General features: G+C 42.4%; 18 protein-coding genes. 14 read left to right on the top strand and 4 right to left on the bottom strand.

The window, feature by feature from the left end:
- Positions 1–38: 38 nt before the first annotated feature.
- From SRA_RS00970 to recG, 9 genes are all read left to right on the top strand, one after another.
- Positions 39–2,021, top strand: a complete 1,983-nt coding sequence (locus tag SRA_RS00970; protein WP_003086610.1) for a sucrose-specific PTS transporter subunit IIBC — start codon at positions 39–41, stop codon at positions 2,019–2,021.
- A 194-nt stretch (positions 2,022–2,215) separates the two neighbouring features.
- Positions 2,216–3,097 (top strand): fructokinase ScrK, encoded by an 882-nt coding sequence (gene scrK / locus SRA_RS00965; RefSeq protein WP_003086609.1) that lies wholly within the window; start codon positions 2,216–2,218, stop codon positions 3,095–3,097.
- 162 nt (positions 3,098–3,259) lie between these two features.
- The gene (gene manA / locus SRA_RS00960) at positions 3,260–4,207 is read left to right on the top strand and encodes a mannose-6-phosphate isomerase, class I (protein ID WP_003086608.1); all 948 of its coding nucleotides are present in this window, start codon (positions 3,260–3,262) and stop codon (positions 4,205–4,207) included.
- 244 nt (positions 4,208–4,451) lie between these two features.
- Entirely contained in the window at positions 4,452–6,974 is a 2,523-nt protein-coding gene (gene secA / locus SRA_RS00955; RefSeq protein ID WP_003086607.1) for a preprotein translocase subunit SecA, read from the top strand.
- A gap of 17 nt (positions 6,975–6,991) precedes the next feature.
- Positions 6,992–8,023, top strand: coding sequence for a 3-deoxy-7-phosphoheptulonate synthase (locus SRA_RS00950; RefSeq protein ID WP_003086606.1), 1,032 nt, complete (start codon positions 6,992–6,994; stop codon positions 8,021–8,023).
- A gap of 1 nt (position 8,024) precedes the next feature.
- Positions 8,025–9,059 (top strand): 3-deoxy-7-phosphoheptulonate synthase, encoded by a 1,035-nt coding sequence (locus tag SRA_RS00945; protein WP_003086604.1) that lies wholly within the window; start codon positions 8,025–8,027, stop codon positions 9,057–9,059.
- A gap of 144 nt (positions 9,060–9,203) precedes the next feature.
- The gene (gene acpS, locus SRA_RS00940; protein ID WP_003086603.1) at positions 9,204–9,560 is read left to right on the top strand and encodes a holo-ACP synthase; all 357 of its coding nucleotides are present in this window, start codon (positions 9,204–9,206) and stop codon (positions 9,558–9,560) included.
- Complete coding sequence (gene alr, locus SRA_RS00935; protein WP_003086601.1) at positions 9,557–10,684, top strand: alanine racemase; 1,128 nt, start codon at positions 9,557–9,559, stop codon at positions 10,682–10,684. Before acpS ends, alr begins: the two co-directional genes overlap by 4 nt.
- Before the next feature lie 184 nt (positions 10,685–10,868).
- Positions 10,869–12,884, top strand: a complete 2,016-nt coding sequence (gene recG, locus SRA_RS00930) for an ATP-dependent DNA helicase RecG (RefSeq protein ID WP_003086600.1) — start codon at positions 10,869–10,871, stop codon at positions 12,882–12,884.
- An 86-nt stretch (positions 12,885–12,970) separates the two neighbouring features.
- On the opposite strand, the gene SRA_RS10315 is transcribed toward recG, so the two are convergent.
- Both SRA_RS10315 and SRA_RS00925 read right to left on the bottom strand, forming a co-directional pair.
- Positions 12,971–13,123 (bottom strand): hypothetical protein, encoded by a 153-nt coding sequence (locus tag SRA_RS10315; RefSeq protein ID WP_003086598.1) that lies wholly within the window; start codon positions 13,121–13,123, stop codon positions 12,971–12,973.
- A gap of 13 nt (positions 13,124–13,136) precedes the next feature.
- Complete coding sequence (locus SRA_RS00925; protein ID WP_003086594.1) at positions 13,137–14,096, bottom strand: asparaginase; 960 nt, start codon at positions 14,094–14,096, stop codon at positions 13,137–13,139.
- 72 nt (positions 14,097–14,168) lie between these two features.
- Here SRA_RS00925 and SRA_RS00920 point away from each other — a divergent pair, with 72 nt between their 5' ends.
- Entirely contained in the window at positions 14,169–15,551 is a 1,383-nt protein-coding gene (locus tag SRA_RS00920; protein ID WP_003086590.1) for a Cof-type HAD-IIB family hydrolase, read from the top strand.
- A gap of 225 nt (positions 15,552–15,776) precedes the next feature.
- Here SRA_RS00920 and SRA_RS00915 read toward each other — a convergent pair whose 3' ends face one another.
- Together SRA_RS00915 and SRA_RS00910 are read right to left on the bottom strand one after the other, a co-directional pair.
- A complete protein-coding gene (locus SRA_RS00915; RefSeq protein ID WP_003086587.1) occupies positions 15,777–16,226 on the bottom strand; it encodes a universal stress protein in 450 nt (149 codons plus the stop codon).
- Positions 16,227–16,323: 97 nt separating this feature from the next.
- The gene (locus SRA_RS00910; RefSeq protein ID WP_003086585.1) at positions 16,324–16,860 is read right to left on the bottom strand and encodes a biotin transporter BioY; all 537 of its coding nucleotides are present in this window, start codon (positions 16,858–16,860) and stop codon (positions 16,324–16,326) included.
- Between the two features lie 222 nt (positions 16,861–17,082).
- On the opposite strand from SRA_RS00910, the gene SRA_RS00905 reads away from it, so the two are divergent.
- From SRA_RS00905 to aspS, 4 genes are all read left to right on the top strand, one after another.
- Positions 17,083–18,297, top strand: a complete 1,215-nt coding sequence (locus SRA_RS00905) for a pyridoxal phosphate-dependent aminotransferase (RefSeq protein WP_003086582.1) — start codon at positions 17,083–17,085, stop codon at positions 18,295–18,297.
- A gap of 108 nt (positions 18,298–18,405) precedes the next feature.
- A complete protein-coding gene (codY, locus tag SRA_RS00900; protein WP_003086579.1) occupies positions 18,406–19,191 on the top strand; it encodes a GTP-sensing pleiotropic transcriptional regulator CodY in 786 nt (261 codons plus the stop codon).
- Entirely contained in the window at positions 19,191–19,742 is a 552-nt protein-coding gene (locus tag SRA_RS00895) for a cysteine hydrolase family protein (protein WP_003086575.1), read from the top strand. The genes codY and SRA_RS00895 overlap by 1 nt, the downstream gene beginning before the upstream one ends.
- A 261-nt stretch (positions 19,743–20,003) precedes the next feature.
- Positions 20,004–21,755, top strand: a complete 1,752-nt coding sequence (gene aspS / locus SRA_RS00890; protein WP_003086573.1) for an aspartate--tRNA ligase — start codon at positions 20,004–20,006, stop codon at positions 21,753–21,755.
- Positions 21,756–21,864 lie beyond the last annotated feature (109 nt).

The following is a 21,864-nucleotide window of genomic DNA, read 5'->3' as shown; positions in this document are numbered from 1 at the left end:
GCTTTCAAAAATCAAAAAATTAAAGGAGTTTTTTGCAAATGGATTATGGCAAAGTAGCTAGCGAAGTCATCGCAGCTGTCGGTAAAGATAATCTCGTCGCTGGTGCACACTGTGCCACTCGTCTTCGTCTCGTTTTAAAAGATGATACGAAGGTTAACCAACAAGCTCTTGACAACAATTCTGATGTTAAAGGGACTTTTAAAATGGATGGTCAATACCAAGTCATCATTGGGGCTGGTGATGTTAACCATGTTTATGCTGAGTTGATCAAACAAGCGGGTCTGAAGGAAGTTTCTACTGAAGATGTGAAGAAGATTGCAGCCGAAGGTCACAAACCAAATCCAGTTATGGCTTTCATCAAGGTTTTGTCTGAAATCTTTGTACCAATCATTCCTGCCCTTGTTGCAGGTGGTCTTTTGATGGCGGTTAACAATATCTTCAAATCAGAAGGCCTGTTTGGTTCCCAATCATTGATTCAACAATTCCCACAAGTTTCTGGTATCTCTGACATGCTGACAGTCTTATCAGATGCGCCATTTATTTACATGCCAGTCTTACTTGGTATCTCAACTTCCAAACGCTTCGGTGGTAATCAATTCTTAGGGGCAGCCCTCGGACTTATGATGTGTTCGCAAGAGTTGAATGAAGTTATCGTAAAAGCAGCAGGAACAACGCTTGATTGGAACTTCTTTGGATGGCATTTGCATGCCGCTCAATACACTTCCCAAGTCATTCCAGCGATTATCGCCGTTTGGGTTATGTGTATCATTGAAAAATGGTTCCACAAACACCTGCATTCAGCAGTTGACTTTACCTTTACGCCGCTCTTCACTATGATCATCACAGGTTTCTTAACCTTTGCTCTGATTGGTCCGGTCTTCGGTCAGGTATCTGACTGGGTAGCAAACGGTCTGGTTTGGCTGTATAATACTTTAGGATTCCTTGGTATGGGTATCTTCGGTGCTTTCTATACACCAATTGTTGTTACAGGTCTTCACCAGTCCTTCCCAGCATTTGAAACAATCTTGCTTAATTCTTATAAAGCCGGACAAGGTTCAGGAGACTTCATCTTTGTTGTCGCTTCAATGGCCAATATGGCTCAAGCAGCTGCAGCCTTTGCCATTTTCTTCTTGACTAAGAATTCTAAAACAAAAGGTTTGTCAAGTTCAGCTGGTATTTCTGCTTTGCTCGGTATTACAGAACCTGCTGTCTTTGGGGTTAACCTCAAATACCGCTTCCCATTCTTCTGTGCCTTGATAGGTTCAGCTATCGCTGCAGCTATCGCAGGACTCTTTAATGTTATTGCTGTATCATTGGGTTCAGCCGGTATACTCGGTCTTATCTCTATCAATCCTAAATCAATTCCATTTTATCTGATTTGTGAAGTGATTTCATTTGCTATTGCTTTTGCTATCACGTATTACTATGGTAAAACTAAAGAAGCTCAAGTCTTCGAGGTTGAAGCAGCTGTTGCAGCTGCTGAAGCTGATGTGGAAGAACACGGTTCAGTTGCAGCTGATACCACTGATGCTGCCGCAGCTCCTGTAAAACAAGAAGCAGCAGTGGCTGACGAAATTCTGGCAGCTCCTCTTGCGGGTGAAGTCGTAGACCTTAAATCTGTAAGTGATCCCGTCTTCTCCAGCGAAGCTATGGGTAAAGGTGTTGCTGTCAAACCTAGCGGCAACACGGTCTATGCACCGGTTGACGGTACAATTCAAATCGCATTTGACACAGGTCATGCCTACGGTATTAAATCTGATAAGGGAGCAGAAATTCTGATTCATATCGGTATTGATACAGTATCTATGAATGGCGATGGCTTTGACCAGAAAGTAAAAGCTGATCAAAAGGTTAAAAAAGGCGATGTTCTGGGAACATTTGACAGTGCTAAGATTGCACAAGCCGGTCTTGACGATACAACGATGTTTATCATTACTAACACAGCAGATTATACATCAGTTTCACCTGTTTCTTCAGGGACAGTGGAAGTTGGCGACAACTTGCTGGAAGTTAAAAAATAACAGCTTTTGCTGGGGTTAGTACACATATACTAGCCTCAGCCTTTTATTTTTATTCTGCCAGATTAAAAGCAGAATTCTTTCTCAGCAGTTCCTTTAATTATGGTATAATAAAAAAAGTAGTTCCCTATAGAATGGTGCTTTTGCAGGCAGGGGCAGCTACTGGATATTGAAGCAAAAAAGATTCGAGGTTTACTATGTCTAAATTATATGGCAGCGTGGAAGCTGGAGGTACAAAATTTGTCTGTGCCGTTGGTGATGAAAATTTTGAAGTGGTGGAAAAAGTACAATTTCCTACAACAACGCCTTATGAAACGGTTGAAAAGACAGTTGCTTTCTTTAAACGTTTTGAGGACCAATTAGCAGCGGTTGCTATCGGTTCATTTGGTCCGATTGATATTGATGAAAATTCAGATACCTATGGTTACATCACCTCAACACCAAAACCAAATTGGGCTAACGTTGATCTAGTTGGTTTAATTGCCAAGGATTTCAAAATTCCTTTCTATTTTACAACGGATGTTAATAGTTCTGCTTATGGGGAAACTTTAGTGCGCAAGGGTGTGGATAGCTTGGTTTATTATACCATTGGTACAGGTATCGGTGCAGGAGCTATTCAACGTGGGGAGTTCATTGGTGGAAGTGGTCACACAGAAGCTGGTCACACCTATGTCTCACTTCATCCGCATGATGTTGCACATGAGTTTACAGGTGTTTGTCCTTTCCATAGAGGATGTTTAGAAGGTATGGCTGCCGGTCCCTCGCTTGAAGCACGTACGGGTATTCGTGGGGAGCTGATTGAGAAGAACTCTGATGTTTGGGATGTTCAGGCTTATTATATTGCACAAGCTGCAGTTCAGGCAACGCTACTTTATCGTCCACAGGTAATCGTATTTGGTGGCGGTGTTATGGCACAGCCACACATGCTTAAACGTGTTCGGGAAAAATTTGATTCTCTATTGAACGGATATCTGCCAGTGCCAGATCTTGAAGATTATATTGTAACGCCAGCTATTGCTGAAAATGGCTCAGCAACTTTTGGTAACTTTGCTTTGGCTAAGAAAATATCTGAACGTTAAGATACTAAAAAAAGCGAAGCAATTGCGCGTAAACAGCTCTTCCTACTCAGTTACTTTTTTGACACAGTGAGAACTTGGATGTTTAAAGCGAGTTTGCTCAGCGTCTTTTTCTTTTGCTAAAAAAATGTGATATAATGAGAAAAAATGACAGGAGAAAATGTAATGGCTGAACCTTTGTTTTTGCAATCACAAATGCATGAAAAAATTTGGGGCGGCAACCGTTTAAAAAAAGAATTCGGTTATGATATTCCTAGTGAAAGGACAGGAGAATACTGGGCGATTTCAGCTCACCCCAATGGTGTGTCTCTTGTTAAAAACGGCCGCTATAAGGGAATGCCGCTGGACAAACTGTATGCAGAGCACAGAGACTTATTTGCCAATAGTAAGAGTCCGGTTTTTCCGCTTTTGACTAAAATCTTAGATGCTAACGATTGGCTGAGCGTTCAGGTTCATCCTGATGATACTTATGCTTTGGCGCACGAAGGTGAATTAGGAAAAACTGAGTGTTGGTATGTCATTTCAGCTGAAGAAGGAGCCGAGATTATCTATGGACATCATGCTAAATCTAAAGAAGACTTGCGTCAGATGATTGCGTCAGGCGATTGGGACCGTCTTTTGACAAAAATTCCTGTTAAGGCAGGGGATTTCTTCTATGTCCCTAGTGGTACTATGCATGCTATCGGCAAGGGAATCATGATTTTGGAGACACAGCAATCAAGCGATACTACTTACCGCGTTTATGATTTTGATCGCAAAGATGCTCAAGGACGAAAGCGGAAACTCCATATCGAACAGTCCATTGATGTTTTGACAATTGGCAAGCCCATGAATTCAACACCAGCTTGTTTAGCGCTGCAAGATATTGAAACAACAGTCTTGGTTTCAAGTCCTTTCTTTACTGTTTATAAGTGGCAGATTAATGGTTCCGTCAGAATGGAGCAAACGGCTCCTTATCTTTTAGTCAGTGTGCTTGCTGGTCAGGGGCAGCTTAAGGTTGGTTTAGAAAGTTACGCACTAAAAAAAGGTGATCATTTTATCCTGCCGAACGATGTTAAATCTTGGCAATTTGATGGTGATTTGGAAATGATTGCCAGTCATTCAAATGAATAAAAGAGGAAAAGTTCAGTTTGTCTAAGCAGTAGGGCAAAAGCTCCTAAAATAATCAAAAGGCTTAAAATCAAGTTCTCTAAAACATTGATTTTAAGCCTTTTCTATTATGAGCAGTCATTGTCTTTTTGTTATAAAGTGAGTTTATGCCCATCCTATTTTTAGCCCTTTAAACATCAGCCTGATTCTTGAATATGGGCTGTATTTGTGATAAAATAAAACGATAATACTATCGAAAGGATATAGAATGGCAAATATTCTGCGCACTGTCATTGAAAATGATAAAGGCGAAGTAAGAAAATTAGCAAAAATAGCAAAAAAAGTTGAAAGTTATGCTGGTGAAATGGAGGCTCTTTCAGATGAAAAACTCCAAGCAAAGACTGAGGAATTTAAAGAGCGCTATCAAAATGGTGAAACTTTAGATGATTTGCTGCCTGAAGCGTTTGCTGTTGTTCGTGAAGCTTCAAAACGCGTTTTAGGACTCTATCCTTACCGTGTACAAATCATGGGCGGTGTGGTGCTTCACCACGGTGATGTTCCTGAAATGAAGACAGGGGAAGGAAAAACCCTGACAGCGACAATGCCTGTTTATCTCAATGCTCTTGCCGGCGAAGGTGTCCATGTTGTTACTGTCAATGAATACTTGGCAACGCGTGATGCTACTGAAATGGGAGAGCTCTATTCATGGTTAGGTCTGTCTGTCGGAATCAATTTGGCAGCCAAATCTTCTAGTGAAAAACGTGAAGCTTATAATTGCGATATTACCTATTCAACCAATGCTGAAATCGGTTTTGACTATCTGCGTGATAACATGGTAGTCCGCAAGGAAAATATGGTGCAGCGGCCGCTTAATTTTGCGCTGGTCGATGAGGTTGACTCGGTTCTGATTGACGAAGCGAGAACTCCGCTGATTGTTTCAGGTCCTGTCAGTACAGAAACAAATCAGCTTTATCACCGTGCAGATAGTTTTGTAAAGACATTATCAGAAGATGATTATGCTATTGATACACCGACGAAAACTATCGGCCTTAAGGATTCCGGGATCGATAAGGCAGAAGCCTACTTTCATTTAGACAATCTCTACGATATTGAAAATGTTGCCTTGACGCACTACATTGATAATGCCTTGCGTGCCAATTACATTATGCTGCTGGACATTGACTATGTGGTTAGTGAAGATCAGGAAATTCTTATCGTTGACCAATTTACCGGGCGGACAATGGAAGGACGCCGTTTTTCTGACGGACTTCATCAGGCGATCGAAGCTAAAGAAGGTGTATCGATTCAGGATGAATCAAAGACCAGTGCCTCTATCACCTACCAAAACATGTTTCGGATGTACAAGAAGCTGGCCGGTATGACCGGTACTGCTAAGACAGAAGAAGAGGAATTCCGCGAAATCTATAACATGCGTGTCATTCCGATTCCAACTAACCGTCCGGTAGCTCGTATTGATCATCAAGATTTGCTCTATCCAACGCTTGAGTCTAAGTTTAAGGCAGTTATTGCTGATGTCAAGGCCCGCCATGAGGAAGGGCAGCCAGTTTTGGTCGGTACTGTTGCGGTTGAAACTTCAGATCTCATTTCAAAAATGCTGACTCAGGCAGGTATCCCTCATGAAGTTCTTAATGCCAAAAATCACTTTAAAGAAGCTCAGATTATTATGAATGCTGGTCAGCGCGGTGCGGTTACCATTGCTACCAATATGGCTGGTCGCGGGACTGATATTAAGTTGGGTGAAGGTGTACGCGAGCTTGGAGGTCTTTGTGTTATCGGTACAGAACGCCACGAAAGCCGCCGGATTGACAATCAGCTGCGTGGGCGTTCGGGACGTCAGGGTGACCCTGGTGAGTCGCAATTTTATCTTTCATTAGAGGATGAATTGATGCGTCGCTTTGGTTCGGAACGTATCAAGGCTTTTCTTGACCGCTTTATTGAAGAAGACAGTGATGTGGTTATCAAATCGCGTATGCTGACCAATCAAGTTGAATCTGCTCAAAAGCGGGTTGAAGGTAACAATTATGACACGCGGAAACAAGTCCTCCAATACGATGATGTCATGCGTGAGCAGCGCGAGATTATCTATGCTGAGCGTTACGATGTCATCACCGCTGAGCGAGACCTGGCTCCGGAAATTAAGGCTATGATTAAGCGGACAATTGAGCGTACAGTGGAGGCTCACAGCCGCTTGGACCGCAAGGAAAGTCTCGATGCTATTCTTAATTTTGCTAAAACCAATCTGCTGCCCGAAGATTCAATCAGCTTACACGATATCGAAGATCTGAAGTATGATGATATTAAGGATCTGCTTTATGATGCAGCTCTTAAAAATTACGACCATCAAATTTCTAAGCTTCGTGATGAAGAAGCTGTTCGTGAGTTCCAAAAGGTACTTATCCTGATGGTCGTTGACAATAAATGGACTGACCATATTGATGCCTTGGATCAGCTTAGAAGTTCGGTTGGTTTGCGCGGCTATGCGCAGAACAATCCTATCGTTGAATACCAGTCAGAAGGCTTTAGAATGTTCCAGGACATGATTGGTGCTATTGAATTTGATGTGACACGTACGATGATGAAAGCACAAATTCATGAACAGGAACGTGAAAAAGAGGTTGAAAGCAGAACAACTGCCCAACAAAATATTTCAGCCCAATCTGGAACAGCGGCTCAGCAAGATCCTATTTTTAAAGGTGTCGGCCGCAATGATAAGTGTCCGTGCGGTTCGGGCAAAAAGTTTAAGAATTGTCATGGCCGCAAACGATTTTAAAAAGTGGGAGAATAACAATGTCTTTTAAAGCAACCAGTGATAAAATTAATGTTGAAGAAGTCCGCAGCCTGTCACAATTGACAGGCGACGCTTTGGACAAAAAAGAAGCTCGCGATCGTGAGCTGGAAGCAATCATTAAAGGAGAAGATGACCGCCTGCTTTTAATTATCGGTCCCTGCTCCTCAGATAATGAAGAAGCTGTTCTTGAGTATGCTAAACGCTTAGCAAAGCTGCAGGAAGAAGTCAAGGACCGTGTGTTTATGGTTATGCGCGTCTATACGGCTAAACCTAGAACCAATGGTGACGGCTATAAGGGAATGGTGCATCAGCCTAATACAGGAGAAGCACCAAGCCTGATTAATGGGATTATGGCTGTTCGCAACCTTCATTACCGTGTGATTACAGAAACAGGGATGACAACAGCAGATGAAATGCTCTATCCTGAAAATCTACCTTTGATCGAGGATTTGGTGTCTTATATAGCTGTCGGTGCCCGTTCGGTTGAGGATCAGCAGCACCGTTTTGTGGCTTCCGGAATTGACGTTCCGACAGGAATGAAAAATCCAACATCCGGTAACCTGAATATTATGTTTAACGGTATTTATGCGGCTCAAAATAAACAGTCTTTCCTCTTTAATGGAGAAGAAGTCGAAACCAGCGGCAATCCTTTGACCCATGCTATTTTGCGCGGCGGTGTTAATGAATACGGCAAAAATATTCCAAATTACTACTATGATAACGTCTTAGATACCATCGAACAATATGAAAAGATGGGCTTGGAAAATCCTTTCATCGTTATTGATACCAACCATGATAATTCAGGGAAAAACTATTTGGAACAGGTGCGAATTGTTCGCCAGACTCTTATCAACCGTGACTGGAATGACAAGATTAATAAATACGTCCGCGGTTTTATGATTGAATCTTACTTAGAAGACGGCCGCCAAAACGAACCGGAAGTTTTCGGAAAATCAATCACAGACCCGTGTCTGGGCTGGGACAACACTGAACAATTAGTTCACGAAATTTACGATACTTTGGGAAAATAAAATGGGGATTCATCAAAAAAGCACAACCATAGATATTTCTAAAATCAAAGCAGATACGCAGCTGAAAGATAAGGATTTAGCCAGAAAGCAGGCGCGTGACGCTGAGCTGGCTAAGATTATCAAGGGCGAAGATGACCGTATCCTTTTGGTCATGGGGCCTTGTTCATCGGACAATGAAGAGGCGGTGCTGGAATATGCCAACCGTTTGGCAAAACTTCAGGAAGAAGTCAAGGACCGCATCTTTATTGTCATGCGTGTCTATACAGCTAAGCCTCGGACTAACGGTGACGGCTACAAAGGGCTTATCCATCAGCCCAATAGTTCTAAGTTGCCAGATCTTATTAACGGTATTCATGCGGTCCGCAATCTTCATTACCGTGTTATTACTGAGACAGGATTGACAACGGCTGACGAGATGCTTTATCCGTCCAATCTTGTCTTAGTTGATGATTTGGTTTCTTACCATGCTGTTGGTGCCCGTTCGGTTGAAGATCAGGAGCATCGTTTTGTAGCTTCTGGGATTGATGTTTCTGTTGGTATGAAAAATCCGACTTCCGGCAATCTCAAGGTGATGCTGAATGCTATTCACGCAGCTCAGAGTTCACAAAATTTTATCTACAACAGTGCTGAGGTGGAAACAGACGGCAATCCTTTAGCTCATGTCATCTTGCGCGGCGGCAGCAACGAACATGGTGAATACGAGCCTAATTACTATTATGACATCCTCTTAAAATTGATTGACCAATATGAAGATATGGGGCTGTCATATCCTTTTATCGTTATTGATACCAACCATGATAATTCAGGGAAAAACTATTTGGAGCAGGTGCGAATTGTTCGCCACACGCTTATCAACCGTGATTGGAATGATAAGATTAATAAATATGTCCGTGGCTTTATGATTGAGTCTTATTTAGAAGACGGCCGTCAGGATGAACCGGAAGTTTTCGGAAAATCAATTACAGACCCCTGTCTGGGCTGGGACAACACCGAACAATTGGTGCATGAGATTTATGATACCTTGAAAAACAATTAAGCGAGCTATCTGATCTCAGGCAGAGTTGATGCTAAAATTTCACCGCAAAAAGAGCAGGTGCTGCCAGAATTTATCCTGTCAGATGTTAAATTTGATAACGATAAGAGATTGAGACCCTGTCTCAGTCTCTTTTAGAAAGATATTATGATAGTAGGACACGGAATTGATTTACAAGAGATAGGTGCTGTTCAGAAAGCCTATCAAAAAAACAGCCGTTTTGCTGATAAGGTGCTGACGGCTAAAGAGCTGGAAATATTTTCAAACCTTGCTGAGAAACGAAAGATTGAATATTTGGCCGGACGCTGGGCTGCTAAAGAGGCTTTTTCAAAAGCCTATGGCAGTGGTATTGGTAGCTTGCGCTTTCAGGATTTGGAAATTTTATCTAATGAAAAAGGAGCGCCAATCTTTACCAAAGCGCCTTTTTCCGGAAGTATCTTTATCAGTATCTCTCATTCAGGGAACTTCGTTGAGGCCAGTGTTATTTTGGAGGAAGAATCATGATTGCTAGCTATCATCGTCCAACAACTGCACATATTCACTTGGATCGCATCGGCTTTAATATCAAACAGGTACAAAGCCATATCACTAAAGCCATTAAAACATTTGCTGTTGTCAAGGCCAATGCTTACGGCCATGGTGCTGTGCCAGTGGCTAAAGCAATTCAAAATCAGGTAGATGGTTTTTGTGTGTCCAATTTAGATGAGGCTTTAGAGCTGCGTCGGGCTGGCTTGAAGGATTTTATTCTGATTTTAGGAGTTATTCTGCCTGATGAGGCGGCTTTAGCCAAAGAGGAAGGCATTACTCTTACGGTTGCTGATTTAGAGTGGCTGCAGGAAGCTAAGGCTAAAAAAATTGATTTAAAAGGACTGTCAGTGCATGTTAAAGTTGACTCTGGCATGGGCAGAATCGGTGTTAGAAGTCTGGCAGAGGCTAATCAGCTTATTGCCGGTTTGCAGGAAGCAGGGGCTTTTGCTGAAGGTATTTTCACTCATTTTGCAACAGCTGATGAAGCTTCCGATGTTAAATTTAAGCAGCAGCTGCAAAAATTTGAGAAAATTGTTGAGCGCTTGGACAGCAAGCCTCCAATTGTCCATGTCTCTAATTCTGCTGCCAGCATTTGGCACAGTGACACGGTTATGAATGCTGTCCGCTTAGGAATTGTGATGTATGGTTTAAATCCAAGCGGTCAGGCGCTTGAGCTGCCTTATCCGCTCAAACCAGCGCTGGACTTGACATCACTTTTGGTTCACGTTAAAGAGGCAAATGCCGGAGATACCATTGGTTATGGCGCTACTTATAGGGCTCATCAAGGTGAAATCATTGGAACAGTGCCTATTGGCTATGCTGATGGCTGGACAAGAAATTTGCAAGGATTTAAAGTGTTGGTAGACGGTCAGTACTGTGAGATTGTCGGGCGTGTATCTATGGATCAAATCACCATTCGTCTGCCTAAGCGCTATCCGTTAGGAACAAAAGTTACTCTGATCGGCCAAGATGGGAATGAGAGTATTTCGGCAACTGATATTGCTGAGAAAAAAGGAACCATTAATTATGAAGTTCTTTGCCTAATCAGCGACCGTGTTCCTAGAAAATATCAGACACAAACAGATAATGCAGATCATTAGCTTACAGAAGCTAAGACTGATAGTGTGAATAAAAAAGGCTCGGGAGGACGCAGGACTGAATGCTATGTAGTTACACGTGTGCTCCCGCTTTTTATTTTTATGCCTTATTCGAGAGTTGTTTTATGACCTGTCGAAAGTCAGCTGCTTTTGATATAATGGTAAAAAAGTTACTAGAGGGGTGCTTATGGACTTACAAGCGTCAATTGCAGTTTTAAAGGGTTTGGGTCCTAAGTCTGCAGAAAAATTTCACAAATTAGATATTTATACAATCGAAGATCTGCTGCTCTATTATCCTTTCCGCTATGAAGATTTTAAAACCAAGTCTGTTTTTGACTTGGTGGATGGTGAAAAGGCAGTTGTCACTGGAACTGTCGTAACTCCACCAAATGTTCAGTATTATGGTTTTAAACGCAACCGCTTATCCTTTAAAATTAAGCAGGGGGAAGCTGTCATTGCTGTGTCTTTTTTCAATCAGCCCTATTTGCAGGATAAGGTGGAAATTGATCAGGAAATTGCTATTTTTGGCAAATGGAATCAGGCCAAATCTTCTTTGACAGGCATTAAAATTTTAGTTCAGGCAGCTGATGACATGCAGCCCGTTTACCATGTTGCCCAAGGCATCTCGCAGGCTGCTCTGGTTAAGGCGATTAAATCGGCCTTTGACTCAGGCTATGCAGACAGCTTGCCTGAAAATCTTCCTCAGGTTTTGCTGGATAAGTATCGGTTATTGGATAGAAAGACTGCGACTAGGGCCATGCATTTTCCCAAAGATTTGGCAGAATACCGTCAGGCTCTTCGGCGCATTAAATTTGAAGAACTGTTCTATTTTCAGCTGAATCTGCAGATTTTAAAAGCAGATAATAAGACAGAGTCAAATGGTTTAGTGATAGCCTATGACAGAACAAAAATAGCAAGCAAAATTGCGGAACTGCCTTTTCCTTTGACAGGTGCACAAAAACGCAGCTTAGAAGAGATACTGGCAGATATGGCATCTGGAGCCCATATGAACCGTCTTTTACAAGGGGATGTCGGCTCCGGCAAGACTGTTGTCGCCGGTCTTGCTATGTATGCAGCCTATACAGCTGGTATGCAGTCTGCTTTGATGGTGCCAACGGAAATTTTGGCAGAACAGCACTATGACAGTCTGAATACCCTGTTTCCTGAATTGTCTATTGCCCTGCTGACCTCGGGCATGAAGGCTGCTGTCAAACGCTCAGCCCTGGCTGCTATTACCAATGGCTCTGTTGATATGATTGTGGGGACGCATGCTTTAATTCAAGAAGGAGTTGACTACCATAAACTGGGTTTGGTCATTACCGATGAACAGCACCGATTTGGAGTTAAGCAAAGGCGCCTTTTCCGGGAAAAAGGAGAGAATCCTGATGTCCTCATGATGACTGCCACTCCCATTCCCAGAACGCTGGCTATCACGGCTTTTGGAGATATGGATGTCTCTGTTATTGATGAAATGCCAAAGGGGCGCAAGCCCATTAAGACACGCTGGGTCAAGCATGAACAGCTGGATAAGGTTCTGTCTTGGGTCAAGGATCAGATTGAAAAAGGGGCGCAGATTTATGTCGTTTCTCCCCTGATTGAAGAGTCTAAAAGTCTTGATTTAAAAAACGCCCATGCCTTAGAAAAAGAATTAAAAGATTATTTTGCTGATACGGCCAACATTGCTCTCATGCACGGCCGCATGAAAAATGACGAAAAAGATGCTATCATGCAGGAATTTAAAAAAGGAACTGTGGATATTTTGGTATCAACAACAGTCATCGAAGTCGGTGTCAATGTTCCCAATGCTACCATCATGATCATTATGGATGCAGACCGCTTTGGCCTCAGTCAGCTGCATCAGCTGCGCGGGCGTGTCGGCCGCGGTGATAAGCAGTCCTATGCTATTTTAGTAGCTAATCCTAAAACAGATACTGGAAAAGATCGCATGCGGATTATGACTGAAACGACAGATGGTTTTCTTTTGGCAGAAGAAGATTTGAAAATGCGCGGTTCCGGTGAAATTTTCGGAACGCGCCAATCGGGAATTCCTGAGTTTCAGGTGGCTGACATCGTGGAGGACTACAATATTTTGGAAGAAGCCCGCCGCCTTGCAGCAGAAATTGTCTATAATAAAGACTGGCAGCAAGATAAACGCTGGGCAGTGCTCGTTCAAAACCTTAAACAAAAGGAGATTTTAGATTAAAAAGGCAGGCTGTAGTCTAATTGATAAGTGCTATCAACGAGATTACAGCCTGTCTCTTTGTTTTGAAAGACTAAGTGACCTGCCTTTTATTTTTTAAGGTATGCCTTAAGGGCAATTCCTAATAGGACTGTACCACAGATAATCAAAGTGGTATTTTGGATTTGCTTGCCGGAAAGTTCAAGCGAATAATTGAAATGCTGATCTTTTGGTTTATCAGTAGCGGTAATAGTTAATTTCATGGGAACCTCCTTTTTAGCCTTCCATATATTCTTTTAATTTTTGGTCGTGAAGCCCGGCATTAAGAGCGATCAAGAGTTTAAGCCGGGCTTTTTGACTGTTTAATTCCTTGACAAACATAACACCAGCCTCTTGCAATTTGACCCCACCGCCTTCATAGGCATAGACGGGTTCTGCAATACCGTTGAAACAGCGGGAGACTAGTGCTACAGGGATGCCTTGCTTAATCAATTTGACAATACTCTGAGCGCCTTCCGGCGGCAGATTGCCGGCTCCCAGTGCTTCAACGATTAAGCCGTCAATATTATTTGGGCTCAGGCTGTTTAAAAGCCAATCGCCCATACCGGCATAGGCTTTAACGATGGGAACGGTTCCTGAAATCTCTGTCAGATCAAAACGGACCCGTGGCTCAGCGGTTTTGAAAAAGAGAAGATCATGTTTCATAATAATTCCCAAAGGACCGTGTGTCGGTGTCTGAAAGGTAGAGACATTGGTCGTATGCGTTTTAGTAACATACTTGGCAGCATGGATTTCATCGTTCATAACCACCAAGACTCCCTTGCCCACCGCCTTATCATGACTGGCAACCCGCAGAGCAGACAGATAATTGTAGATGCCGTCGCTCCCTAACTCGTTGGAAGATCGCATGGCACCGGTCAGTACAATAGGAATAGCAGGCAGCAGCAAAGTATCAAGGAAATAAGCAGTCTCTTCTAAAGTATCAGTTCCGTGGGTAATGACAACGCCATCATAGGTTCCGGCTGTCTGGCGGATTTTTTGTGCCAATAAGAGCATATGGTCAACCTGGATATGGGGACTGGGAAGATTGAAAAAATCAACGGATTCAATCTGAATATCATCGAGAGTAAAGCCCACACTTTTCATAGGATTGTCCTGACCCGGAACAACCTTGCCTGTTTCATCAGTATGCATGGAGATCGTTCCGCCTGTATGCAAAACAAGTATTTTTTTCATCGTTTTTAAAATTCTTTCAAATTGTGTTATACTATATTTTAACATAAATTAAAGGATATAAAAGGTGATAGCGTGGCAATCAGAGCAGTTTTTTTCGATATTGACGGTACTTTGCTCAATGATCGCAAGCATGTTCAGAAATCTACCCAGCAGGCGATTAAGAATATGAAAAAACAAGGCATTCTTGTTGGTGTGGCGACCGGCAGAGGGCCTGCTTTTGTTGCACCTTTTATGGAAAATTTAGGGCTTGATTGTGCCATTACCTATAATGGTCAGTATATTTTTACGCGCGACCGCGTTTTGTACCAGAACCAGCTGCCCAAATCCACCGTTTACCGTGTCATCAAATATGCCAGTGAACAACGCCGTGACATTTCTCTGGGAACGAGCTCAGGCCTTGTCGGTTCTAATATCATCAATATGGGGACCAGCCGTTTTGGGCAATGGCTCAGCCAGATTATTCCCAAAAGATGGACGAAGATAGTTACTAGAAGTTTTAAGCACATTGTTCGTCGTGTTAAACCGCAGAGCTTAAATAGTTTGATGACACTTATGCGCCAGCCGGTTTTTCAGATTGTTTTGGTGGCAACTAAAGAGCAGAGCGATAGAATTGCTGAACAATTTCCTCACCTGACCATTACTCGCAGCAGCCCTTATTCGGCCGATTTGATTTCTAAGGGCATGTCTAAGATTAAGGGAATTGCCCGTGTCGCCAGAGAGTTCGATATCGAAATGTCTGAGGTCATGGCCTTCGGCGATTCTGACAATGATATCGAAATGCTGTCTGGTGTTGGTTTGAGCGTTGCTATGGGCAATGCTACCGAGCAGATTAAAAAAATTGCCAGCTATACAACCGCCAGTAACAATGACGACGGGATTTCCAAGGCCCTATCGCATTTTGGAATCATTCATCAAAAAACAGACAAAGTCTTTTCAAGCAGCGATGATAACTTTAACAAGGTCAAGGATTTCCATCAGCTGATGGACGGCGAAACCTGTGAGACACCGAGAGTTTATGATATTGTCGAAGGAGGGCACCGCTCCGATTTCAAAGCAGAAGAGATTGTCGAATTTCTATATGCTGCCAGCAATGGTGATCAAGAGGCCTTTGCTCAGGCTGTCCGGCGGCTCCATCAAGCTGTTGACAAGGCAGCCGATAAGGTACTAGCCAAGCCACATCCCGAAACACCTTTGGTTGGACAGGTGGATGCTTTGACTGACTTGCTCTACTTCACTTACGGCTCCTTTGTATTGATGGGAGTAGATCCAAAGCCGTTTTTTGATACAGTGCATGAGGCTAATATTGGGAAAATTTTCCCCGATGGCAAGGCTCATTTTGATCCCGAAACCCATAAGATTCTAAAGCCGGACGACTGGGAGGAGCACTTTGCTCCCGAACCGGCCATTAAAAGGGAGCTGGACCGGCAGATTCAAAAATCCCTGCACAAGTCTTAAAATCTAAGCTCACTAATGAAGGAAGAGAAAGAGAGATGAGAAGCGTCTCTGGCTCTGTACTTCTAGGAACAAGCTCTTAGGCTGCCAGTACAAGCAGTCGATGATGCCAGTAATTTATCAAAAACTGCTAAAAAGAATCTTTGCAGATAGAGAAAATGAAAAAACGAACAGCCGACCATGATTTTGCATCATATCTCAGCTTGTTCGCTTTTTATCTTTTTTTACTTATAATGTTTTTTCAGGGTCACGGACGACCAGCAAATCTACCTTAGCATGGCGAAGAATATATTCTGATGAAGAACCGATGAGCAGCCGCTCAAAAGCGTTGAGCCCAGTTGCTCCAAGCATAATAAGATCTACCTTTTCACGCTCAGGAATCTCAGTAGCTAGCAGAGGTTTAGGATTTCCAAATTCGATGATTTGTCTAACCTTTTCCAATCCTCTTTCACGGGCTTGCTTTTCATAATCATCTAAGACACTGTGAGCTTCTTGTTCCAGCTTTTCATAGATGTACGCATCAAAGGTTGCAACACTTTGGAGTGCGCGTGTGTCAACGACATGGGTCAAAAGCAGATTGGCATCATTTCTCAGAGCAACGCTGACTCCTTTTTCAAAAGCCAGTTCAGACTCGTAGGAGCCATCAATAGCAACCATGATATTTTTGTAAGTAGACATAAGCTAAACCTCCGTCTCATCTTTTACTTATATTGTAACCCTTTTCTGAAAAAAAGTAAAATATATCTAAGCGGTTTCTCAAAGGCTTTATCAGTGTTTATGCCTGAAGGAAAGATGAATTTTTAAATCGTCGATGAATGAGGGTCACAATCAATACTTTGATTGTATCGCCTGGGATAAAAGCGAGGCTGGTCATTAAAGCTTGATGAAGCGGTACATGAGATTGAATTGTCAGACCGACAGCTCCCACAACATCTATAAACAATGCACCCGCCAGCCAAATTAGTAAGAATTCTAAGAAGGCATTGGCCTTATCACATTTTTCTGTAACCAGTCCCACGAGAAAAGCAGCGAAAGGATAGGAGAACAAATAGCCTGCTGTGGGTCCCATGAAAACAGTAATGTTGCCATGTCCGCCAGAAAGGACAGGCAGACCTAAGGCAGCCATCACAAGAAAGATGGCGACGCATAAAAATCCGCGTTTGGACCCTAAGAGAGCCCCTGCCAGCATAATGCCCATATTTTGTAAGATGATAGGGACAGGAATGAAGCCCAGAGGAATACCAGGAATAAATCCAAGTACAATGATAAAGGCAATCATCATAGCCATTAAGGCAATTGTTTTTGTTTTCATAATGCTAAAAACTCCTTTTTAGTTAACCATAAATATTTTTGAGGGTAACTGTATTATGGCATATTTTTCTGACAATGGCAAGAGGGGATTCAAAAATATAGACTGACTTGTCAACAGGTGGAACAAAAAAGTCTATTGGTTTTTTGGAGCTTGATTGCGATTTTAACTAAAATGCGCTACAATAATGACACCAATGTAACAAATAAGCAGCGAGGTGAAATGATGAAAGAATTTAATAAGTCTACTAAACTTGAACATGTTGCCTATGATATTCGCGGCCCAGTTTTGGAAGAGGCCAACCGTATGATTGCTAATGGTGAAAAAATCCTTCGGCTCAATACTGGCAATCCGGCTGCTTTTGGTCTGACTGCTCCTGACGAAGTTATCCGCGATTTAATTATGAATGCGCGTGAGAGCGAAGGGTATTCGGACTCAAAGGGAATCTTTTCGGCTCGTAAAGCCATTATGCAATACTGTCAGCTTAAAAATATTCCTGATGTTGACATGGATGATATCTATATAGGAAATGGTGTATCAGAAATGATTACCATGTCTATGCAAGGGCTTTTAGATGATGGGGATGAAGTTTTAGTACCTATGCCGGATTATCCGCTTTGGACAGCTGCTGTCAGTCTTGCAGGCGGCCATGCAGTTCACTATGTCTGTGATGAAAGTTCTAATTGGTATCCGGATATTGATGATATTAAATCTAAGATTACTTCAAATACCAAGGCGATTGTAGTTATCAATCCTAATAACCCAACAGGGGCCCTTTATCCTAAGGATGTCCTAGAAGATATTGTAGAAGTCGCTCGTCAGAATGATTTGATTATCTTTGCTGATGAAATTTACGATCGTTTAGTAATGGATAGCGGACAGCATGTAGCTATTGCCAGCCTAGCACCAGATCTTTTCTGTGTTTCCATGAATGGTCTGTCAAAATCACATCGCATTGCAGGTTTCCGTGTTGGCTGGATGGTCTTGTCGGGACCTAAAAAACATGTCAAAGACTATATTGAAGGGCTCAACATGCTGTCTAATATGCGCCTTTGTTCCAATGTATTGGCTCAACAGGTTATCCAGACTTCTTTGGGAGGTGTTCAGTCTATTGATAGACTGCTCTTGCCGGGAGGCCGTATTTATGAACAGCGTAATTTTATTTACAAGGCCATGAATGATATTCCTGGAATTACAGCAGTTAAACCACAGGCCGGCCTCTATATTTTCCCTAAGATTGATCGCAATATGTACCGTATTGATGATGATGAGCAGTTTGTTCTCAATTTCCTTAAGCAAGAAAAGGTGCTTCTTGTTCATGGCCGAGGATTTCATTGGATGGAACCAGATCATTTCAGAATTGTTTATTTGCCGCGTGTTGAAGAACTTTCTGAAATTCAGGAAAAGATGACACGATTCCTACAGCAGTATCGAAAATAAAAGGGCTTTCATAAAAATTGTCAAATAGTAGGGAATTTTCTGACAATTATTTGCATTCTAAAAAAAGCTTTGATATAATAGTTGCGACTATCAAAGAAAGAGTGAATTATGGCTAATTTATTATCGAAAACGCGGCGTATTACCTCTATTTTGCAACGCTCGGTTGAAAGTCTTCAAAGTGATTTGCCCTACGATACAATTGCGGATCAGTTGGCTGAAATTATTGACTGCAATGCCTGTATTATTGATGGCAGCGGTAAAATCCTCGGTTATGCAATGAAGTATAAGACCAACACAGACCGAGTTGAAGAATTTTTCCAAGCTAAAAAGCTGCCTGATGACTATGTCAAATCAGCCAGCCGGATTTATGATACAGAGGCTAATTTGTCTGTTGAAAATGATTTAACCATCTTTCCGGTTGAATCAAAGGATATTTATCCGGACGGTTTGACAACGATTGCTCCGATTTATGGCGGCGGCATGCGGCTGGGCTCTTTGATTATCTGGCGCAATGACAAGGAGTTTAATGATGACGATTTGATTTTGATTGAAATTGCCTCTACAGTTGTAGGGATTCAGCTCTTGAATTTGCAGACAGAAAATCTGGAAGAAACCATTCGCAAGCAAACAGCAATCAATATGGCAATCAATACCTTGTCTTATTCAGAAATGAAGGCTGTTGCAGCCATTCTCAATGAACTTGACGGCAATGAAGGGCGCCTGACTGCTTCGGTCATTGCAGATCGTATCGGCATTACACGCAGCGTCATCGTCAATGCCCTTCGAAAACTCGAAAGTGCGGGGATCATTGAAAGCCGATCGCTAGGTATGAAGGGGACTTATTTAAAAGTCATCAATGAAGGTATTTTTGATAAGCTGAAGGACTATAGCTGATGGCAAAAGCACTGATTTCAATTGATTACACCTATGATTTTGTAGCCGATAACGGCAAACTGACAGCGGGAAAACCAGCTCAGGCTATTTCAGAAAGAATTGCTCAGGTGACACAGGCTGCTTACGACAAGGGCGATTATATTTTCTTTGCTATTGACGGTCATGACGAAGGAGACGTCTTTCATCCAGAGACCAAGCTCTTTCCGCCTCATAATATCAAAGGAACAAGCGGGCGTGACTTGTACGGACCTCTGGCGGATTTTTATCAAGAGCATAAAAATGATAGTCGTGTCTTTTGGCTGGATAAGCGTCACTATTCTGCCTTTTCAGGGACGGATTTGGATATTCGGCTGCGGGAGCGCCGTGTTGATACTGTGGTTTTGACGGGGGTCTTGACAGATATTTGTGTCTTGCATACTGCTGTTGATGCTTATAATCTCGGCTATCAGATTGAAGTTGTTAAATCAGCGGTTGCTTCCCTAAGCCCAGAAAATCATCAATTTGCGCTCAACCACTTGCAAAATGTGCTTGGTGCAACTATAATAGAATAATCAATAAGCAAAAAATTAAATATGAAGAGAAGCAGAGTAGGCCTTGCGACTTGTTCAGAGAGTATCCGTTGCTGAGAGTGATACCAAGTTAAAAGAATCCGAAGAACATGCTTTAATCTCCTATCTTAAAAACATAGGCGCCTTATTCACGTTACGAATCAAGAGGTTATCAATCTTATTGATGACAAACAACAGTGGCACCACGGTCTTCGTCTGTTTAGATGAAGCTGGTGCTTTTTATTTTACGAAGAAGAGGATAACATGAAAGAATTATTTATTGGGAATTACGGATTGAAACAAGTTGGGCAAAAAGTAACGGCTAAAGGCTGGGTTGCCAATATCAGAAATCATGGGAAATTAGCTTTCATTGAACTTCGAGATCGTGAAGGTTTGCTGCAGGTATTTGTAGATAGTGCTGTTACTGACTTTGACAAGCTCCATGATCTGCATAAGGAAAGTATTTTGGCAGTAACAGGTGAGATTGTGGCACGTGATGAACGTTTTGTTAATCCTCATATTAAATCTGGACAGGTTGAATTGCGGGCAGAAAAAATTGAAATCATTGCCAGCAGCAAATTCTTGCCTTTTGAATTGGACAACCATGCTCATGCTGGTGAAGAAATTCGTCAGAAATACCGTTATTTGGATTTGCGCCGTGAGAAGATGACAGCTAATTTGAAACTGCGTCATCAAGTGACACAGGCTGTTCGCGATTATCTCAATCAGGCTGATTTTATTGATGTCGAGACACCTTATTTAACCAAGTCAACGCCAGAAGGAGCGCGTGATTTCTTGGTACCATCTCGTGTCTTTAAAAATCAATTCTATGCTTTGCCGCAAAGTCCGCAGATGTTAAAACAGCTCCTGATGGGGGCTGGCCTTGAACGCTATTATCAAATTGTCCGTTGTTTCCGCGACGAAGACTTACGCGGTGATCGTCAGCCTGAATTTACTCAGGTCGATCTGGAAATGAGCTTTGTTAGTGAAGAAGATGTGCGCAATCTGGTTGAAGGCATGCTGAAGGCTGTGGTTAAGGCAAGTAAGGGAATTGAACTGACAGAAGATTTTCCAATCATCTCTTATGCGCAAGCTATGCGACGCTTTGGGTCTGACAAACCAGATACTCGCTTTGCTATGGAGCTGAAAGATTTAACAGAACTTTCACGAGGCAACTCTTCTCTCTTCCTACAAAAGGGTCTCAAGAAAGAGAATGGCGTGGTTATGGGAATCTGTGCCAAAAATGCTGCCAAAGCCTTTACCAATCGTCAAATGTCTGCGCTGAAACAATTGGTTATGGATTTTGGTGTTGCTGGTTTTGCAACGGCAACTATTGAAAACGGTCAAGTGACGGGTTCATTGAAATCAACCTTTAAAGACCATAATGCAGAGCTCTTAGAACTTTTTGAGGCAGAAGACGGTGATGTCATTTTCTTTGTAACGGGTTCTCTCAAACGTGTCCAAGAAGCCCTGAGCGGTCTTCGTGTCAGACTGGCTAAGGATTTAGAATTGATTGATGATGACAAACTGAATTTCCTTTGGGTGGTTGACTGGCCGCTTCTAGAGTGGAATGAGGATTTGAATCGTTATCAAGCCATGCACCATCCTTTCACTCAAGGTGCCTTTGAAGATGGCAGTGATTGGAAGGAAAATCCAGAGAAAATGATGAGCCGTGCCTATGATATTGTTTTAAATGGATATGAAATCGGCGGCGGCAGTCTGCGGATTCATGAGCGCAAGGTCCAAGAAGCCATGTTTGAACTGCTCGGCATGAAAAAAGAAGATTATGAGCGTGATTTTGGTTTCTTCCTAGAAGCTTTAGAATATGGCTTCCCGCCTCATGGAGGACTGGCTCTGGGACTTGATCGCCTAGTGATGATTCTGGCAGGAGAAGAAAATATCCGCGAGGTTATTGCCTTTCCTAAAAACGGACAAGGTGCCGATCCAATGCTTGAAAGTCCGAGTCTGGTCGCAGACCACCAGCTGGCAGATTTACGCCTAGCTTTGCGTGACTAAGTACTTGAATTTGTGGTAAAATAGAACAGTTAGTGAATATAAGAGTTTTTGTTTTAACAACAGCTAGCTGAAAAGACAAAATAACAGACTAGAAAATAAGGAGATAAGA

This window comes from Streptococcus ratti FA-1 = DSM 20564 (genome assembly GCF_000286075.1).
GTDB classification, from domain to species: Bacteria; Bacillota; Bacilli; order Lactobacillales; family Streptococcaceae; genus Streptococcus; species Streptococcus ratti.
This window is presented reverse-complemented; position numbering and strand designations above follow the sequence as displayed.

Bases quoted from the DNA above. Each gene is read 5' to 3' on its own strand.
- SRA_RS00970 (WP_003086610.1), top strand. From the start codon at position 39: ATGGATTATGGCAAAGTAGCTAGCGAAGTCATCGCAGCTGTCGGTAAA.
- scrK (WP_003086609.1), top strand. From the start codon at position 2,216: ATGTCTAAATTATATGGCAGCGTGGAAGCTGGAGGTACAAAATTTGTC.
- manA (WP_003086608.1), top strand. From the start codon at position 3,260: ATGGCTGAACCTTTGTTTTTGCAATCACAAATGCATGAAAAAATTTGG.
- secA (WP_003086607.1), top strand. From the start codon at position 4,452: ATGGCAAATATTCTGCGCACTGTCATTGAAAATGATAAAGGCGAAGTA.
- SRA_RS00950 (WP_003086606.1), top strand. From the start codon at position 6,992: ATGTCTTTTAAAGCAACCAGTGATAAAATTAATGTTGAAGAAGTCCGC.
- SRA_RS00945 (WP_003086604.1), top strand. From the start codon at position 8,025: ATGGGGATTCATCAAAAAAGCACAACCATAGATATTTCTAAAATCAAA.
- acpS (WP_003086603.1), top strand. From the start codon at position 9,204: ATGATAGTAGGACACGGAATTGATTTACAAGAGATAGGTGCTGTTCAG.
- alr (WP_003086601.1), top strand. From the start codon at position 9,557: ATGATTGCTAGCTATCATCGTCCAACAACTGCACATATTCACTTGGAT.
- recG (WP_003086600.1), top strand. From the start codon at position 10,869: ATGGACTTACAAGCGTCAATTGCAGTTTTAAAGGGTTTGGGTCCTAAG.
- SRA_RS10315 (WP_003086598.1), bottom strand. From the start codon at position 13,123: ATGAAATTAACTATTACCGCTACTGATAAACCAAAAGATCAGCATTTC.
- SRA_RS00925 (WP_003086594.1), bottom strand. From the start codon at position 14,096: ATGAAAAAAATACTTGTTTTGCATACAGGCGGAACGATCTCCATGCAT.
- SRA_RS00915 (WP_003086587.1), bottom strand. From the start codon at position 16,226: ATGTCTACTTACAAAAATATCATGGTTGCTATTGATGGCTCCTACGAG.
- SRA_RS00910 (WP_003086585.1), bottom strand. From the start codon at position 16,860: ATGAAAACAAAAACAATTGCCTTAATGGCTATGATGATTGCCTTTATC.
- SRA_RS00905 (WP_003086582.1), top strand. From the start codon at position 17,083: ATGAAAGAATTTAATAAGTCTACTAAACTTGAACATGTTGCCTATGAT.
- codY (WP_003086579.1), top strand. From the start codon at position 18,406: ATGGCTAATTTATTATCGAAAACGCGGCGTATTACCTCTATTTTGCAA.
- SRA_RS00895 (WP_003086575.1), top strand. From the start codon at position 19,191: ATGGCAAAAGCACTGATTTCAATTGATTACACCTATGATTTTGTAGCC.
- aspS (WP_003086573.1), top strand. From the start codon at position 20,004: ATGAAAGAATTATTTATTGGGAATTACGGATTGAAACAAGTTGGGCAA.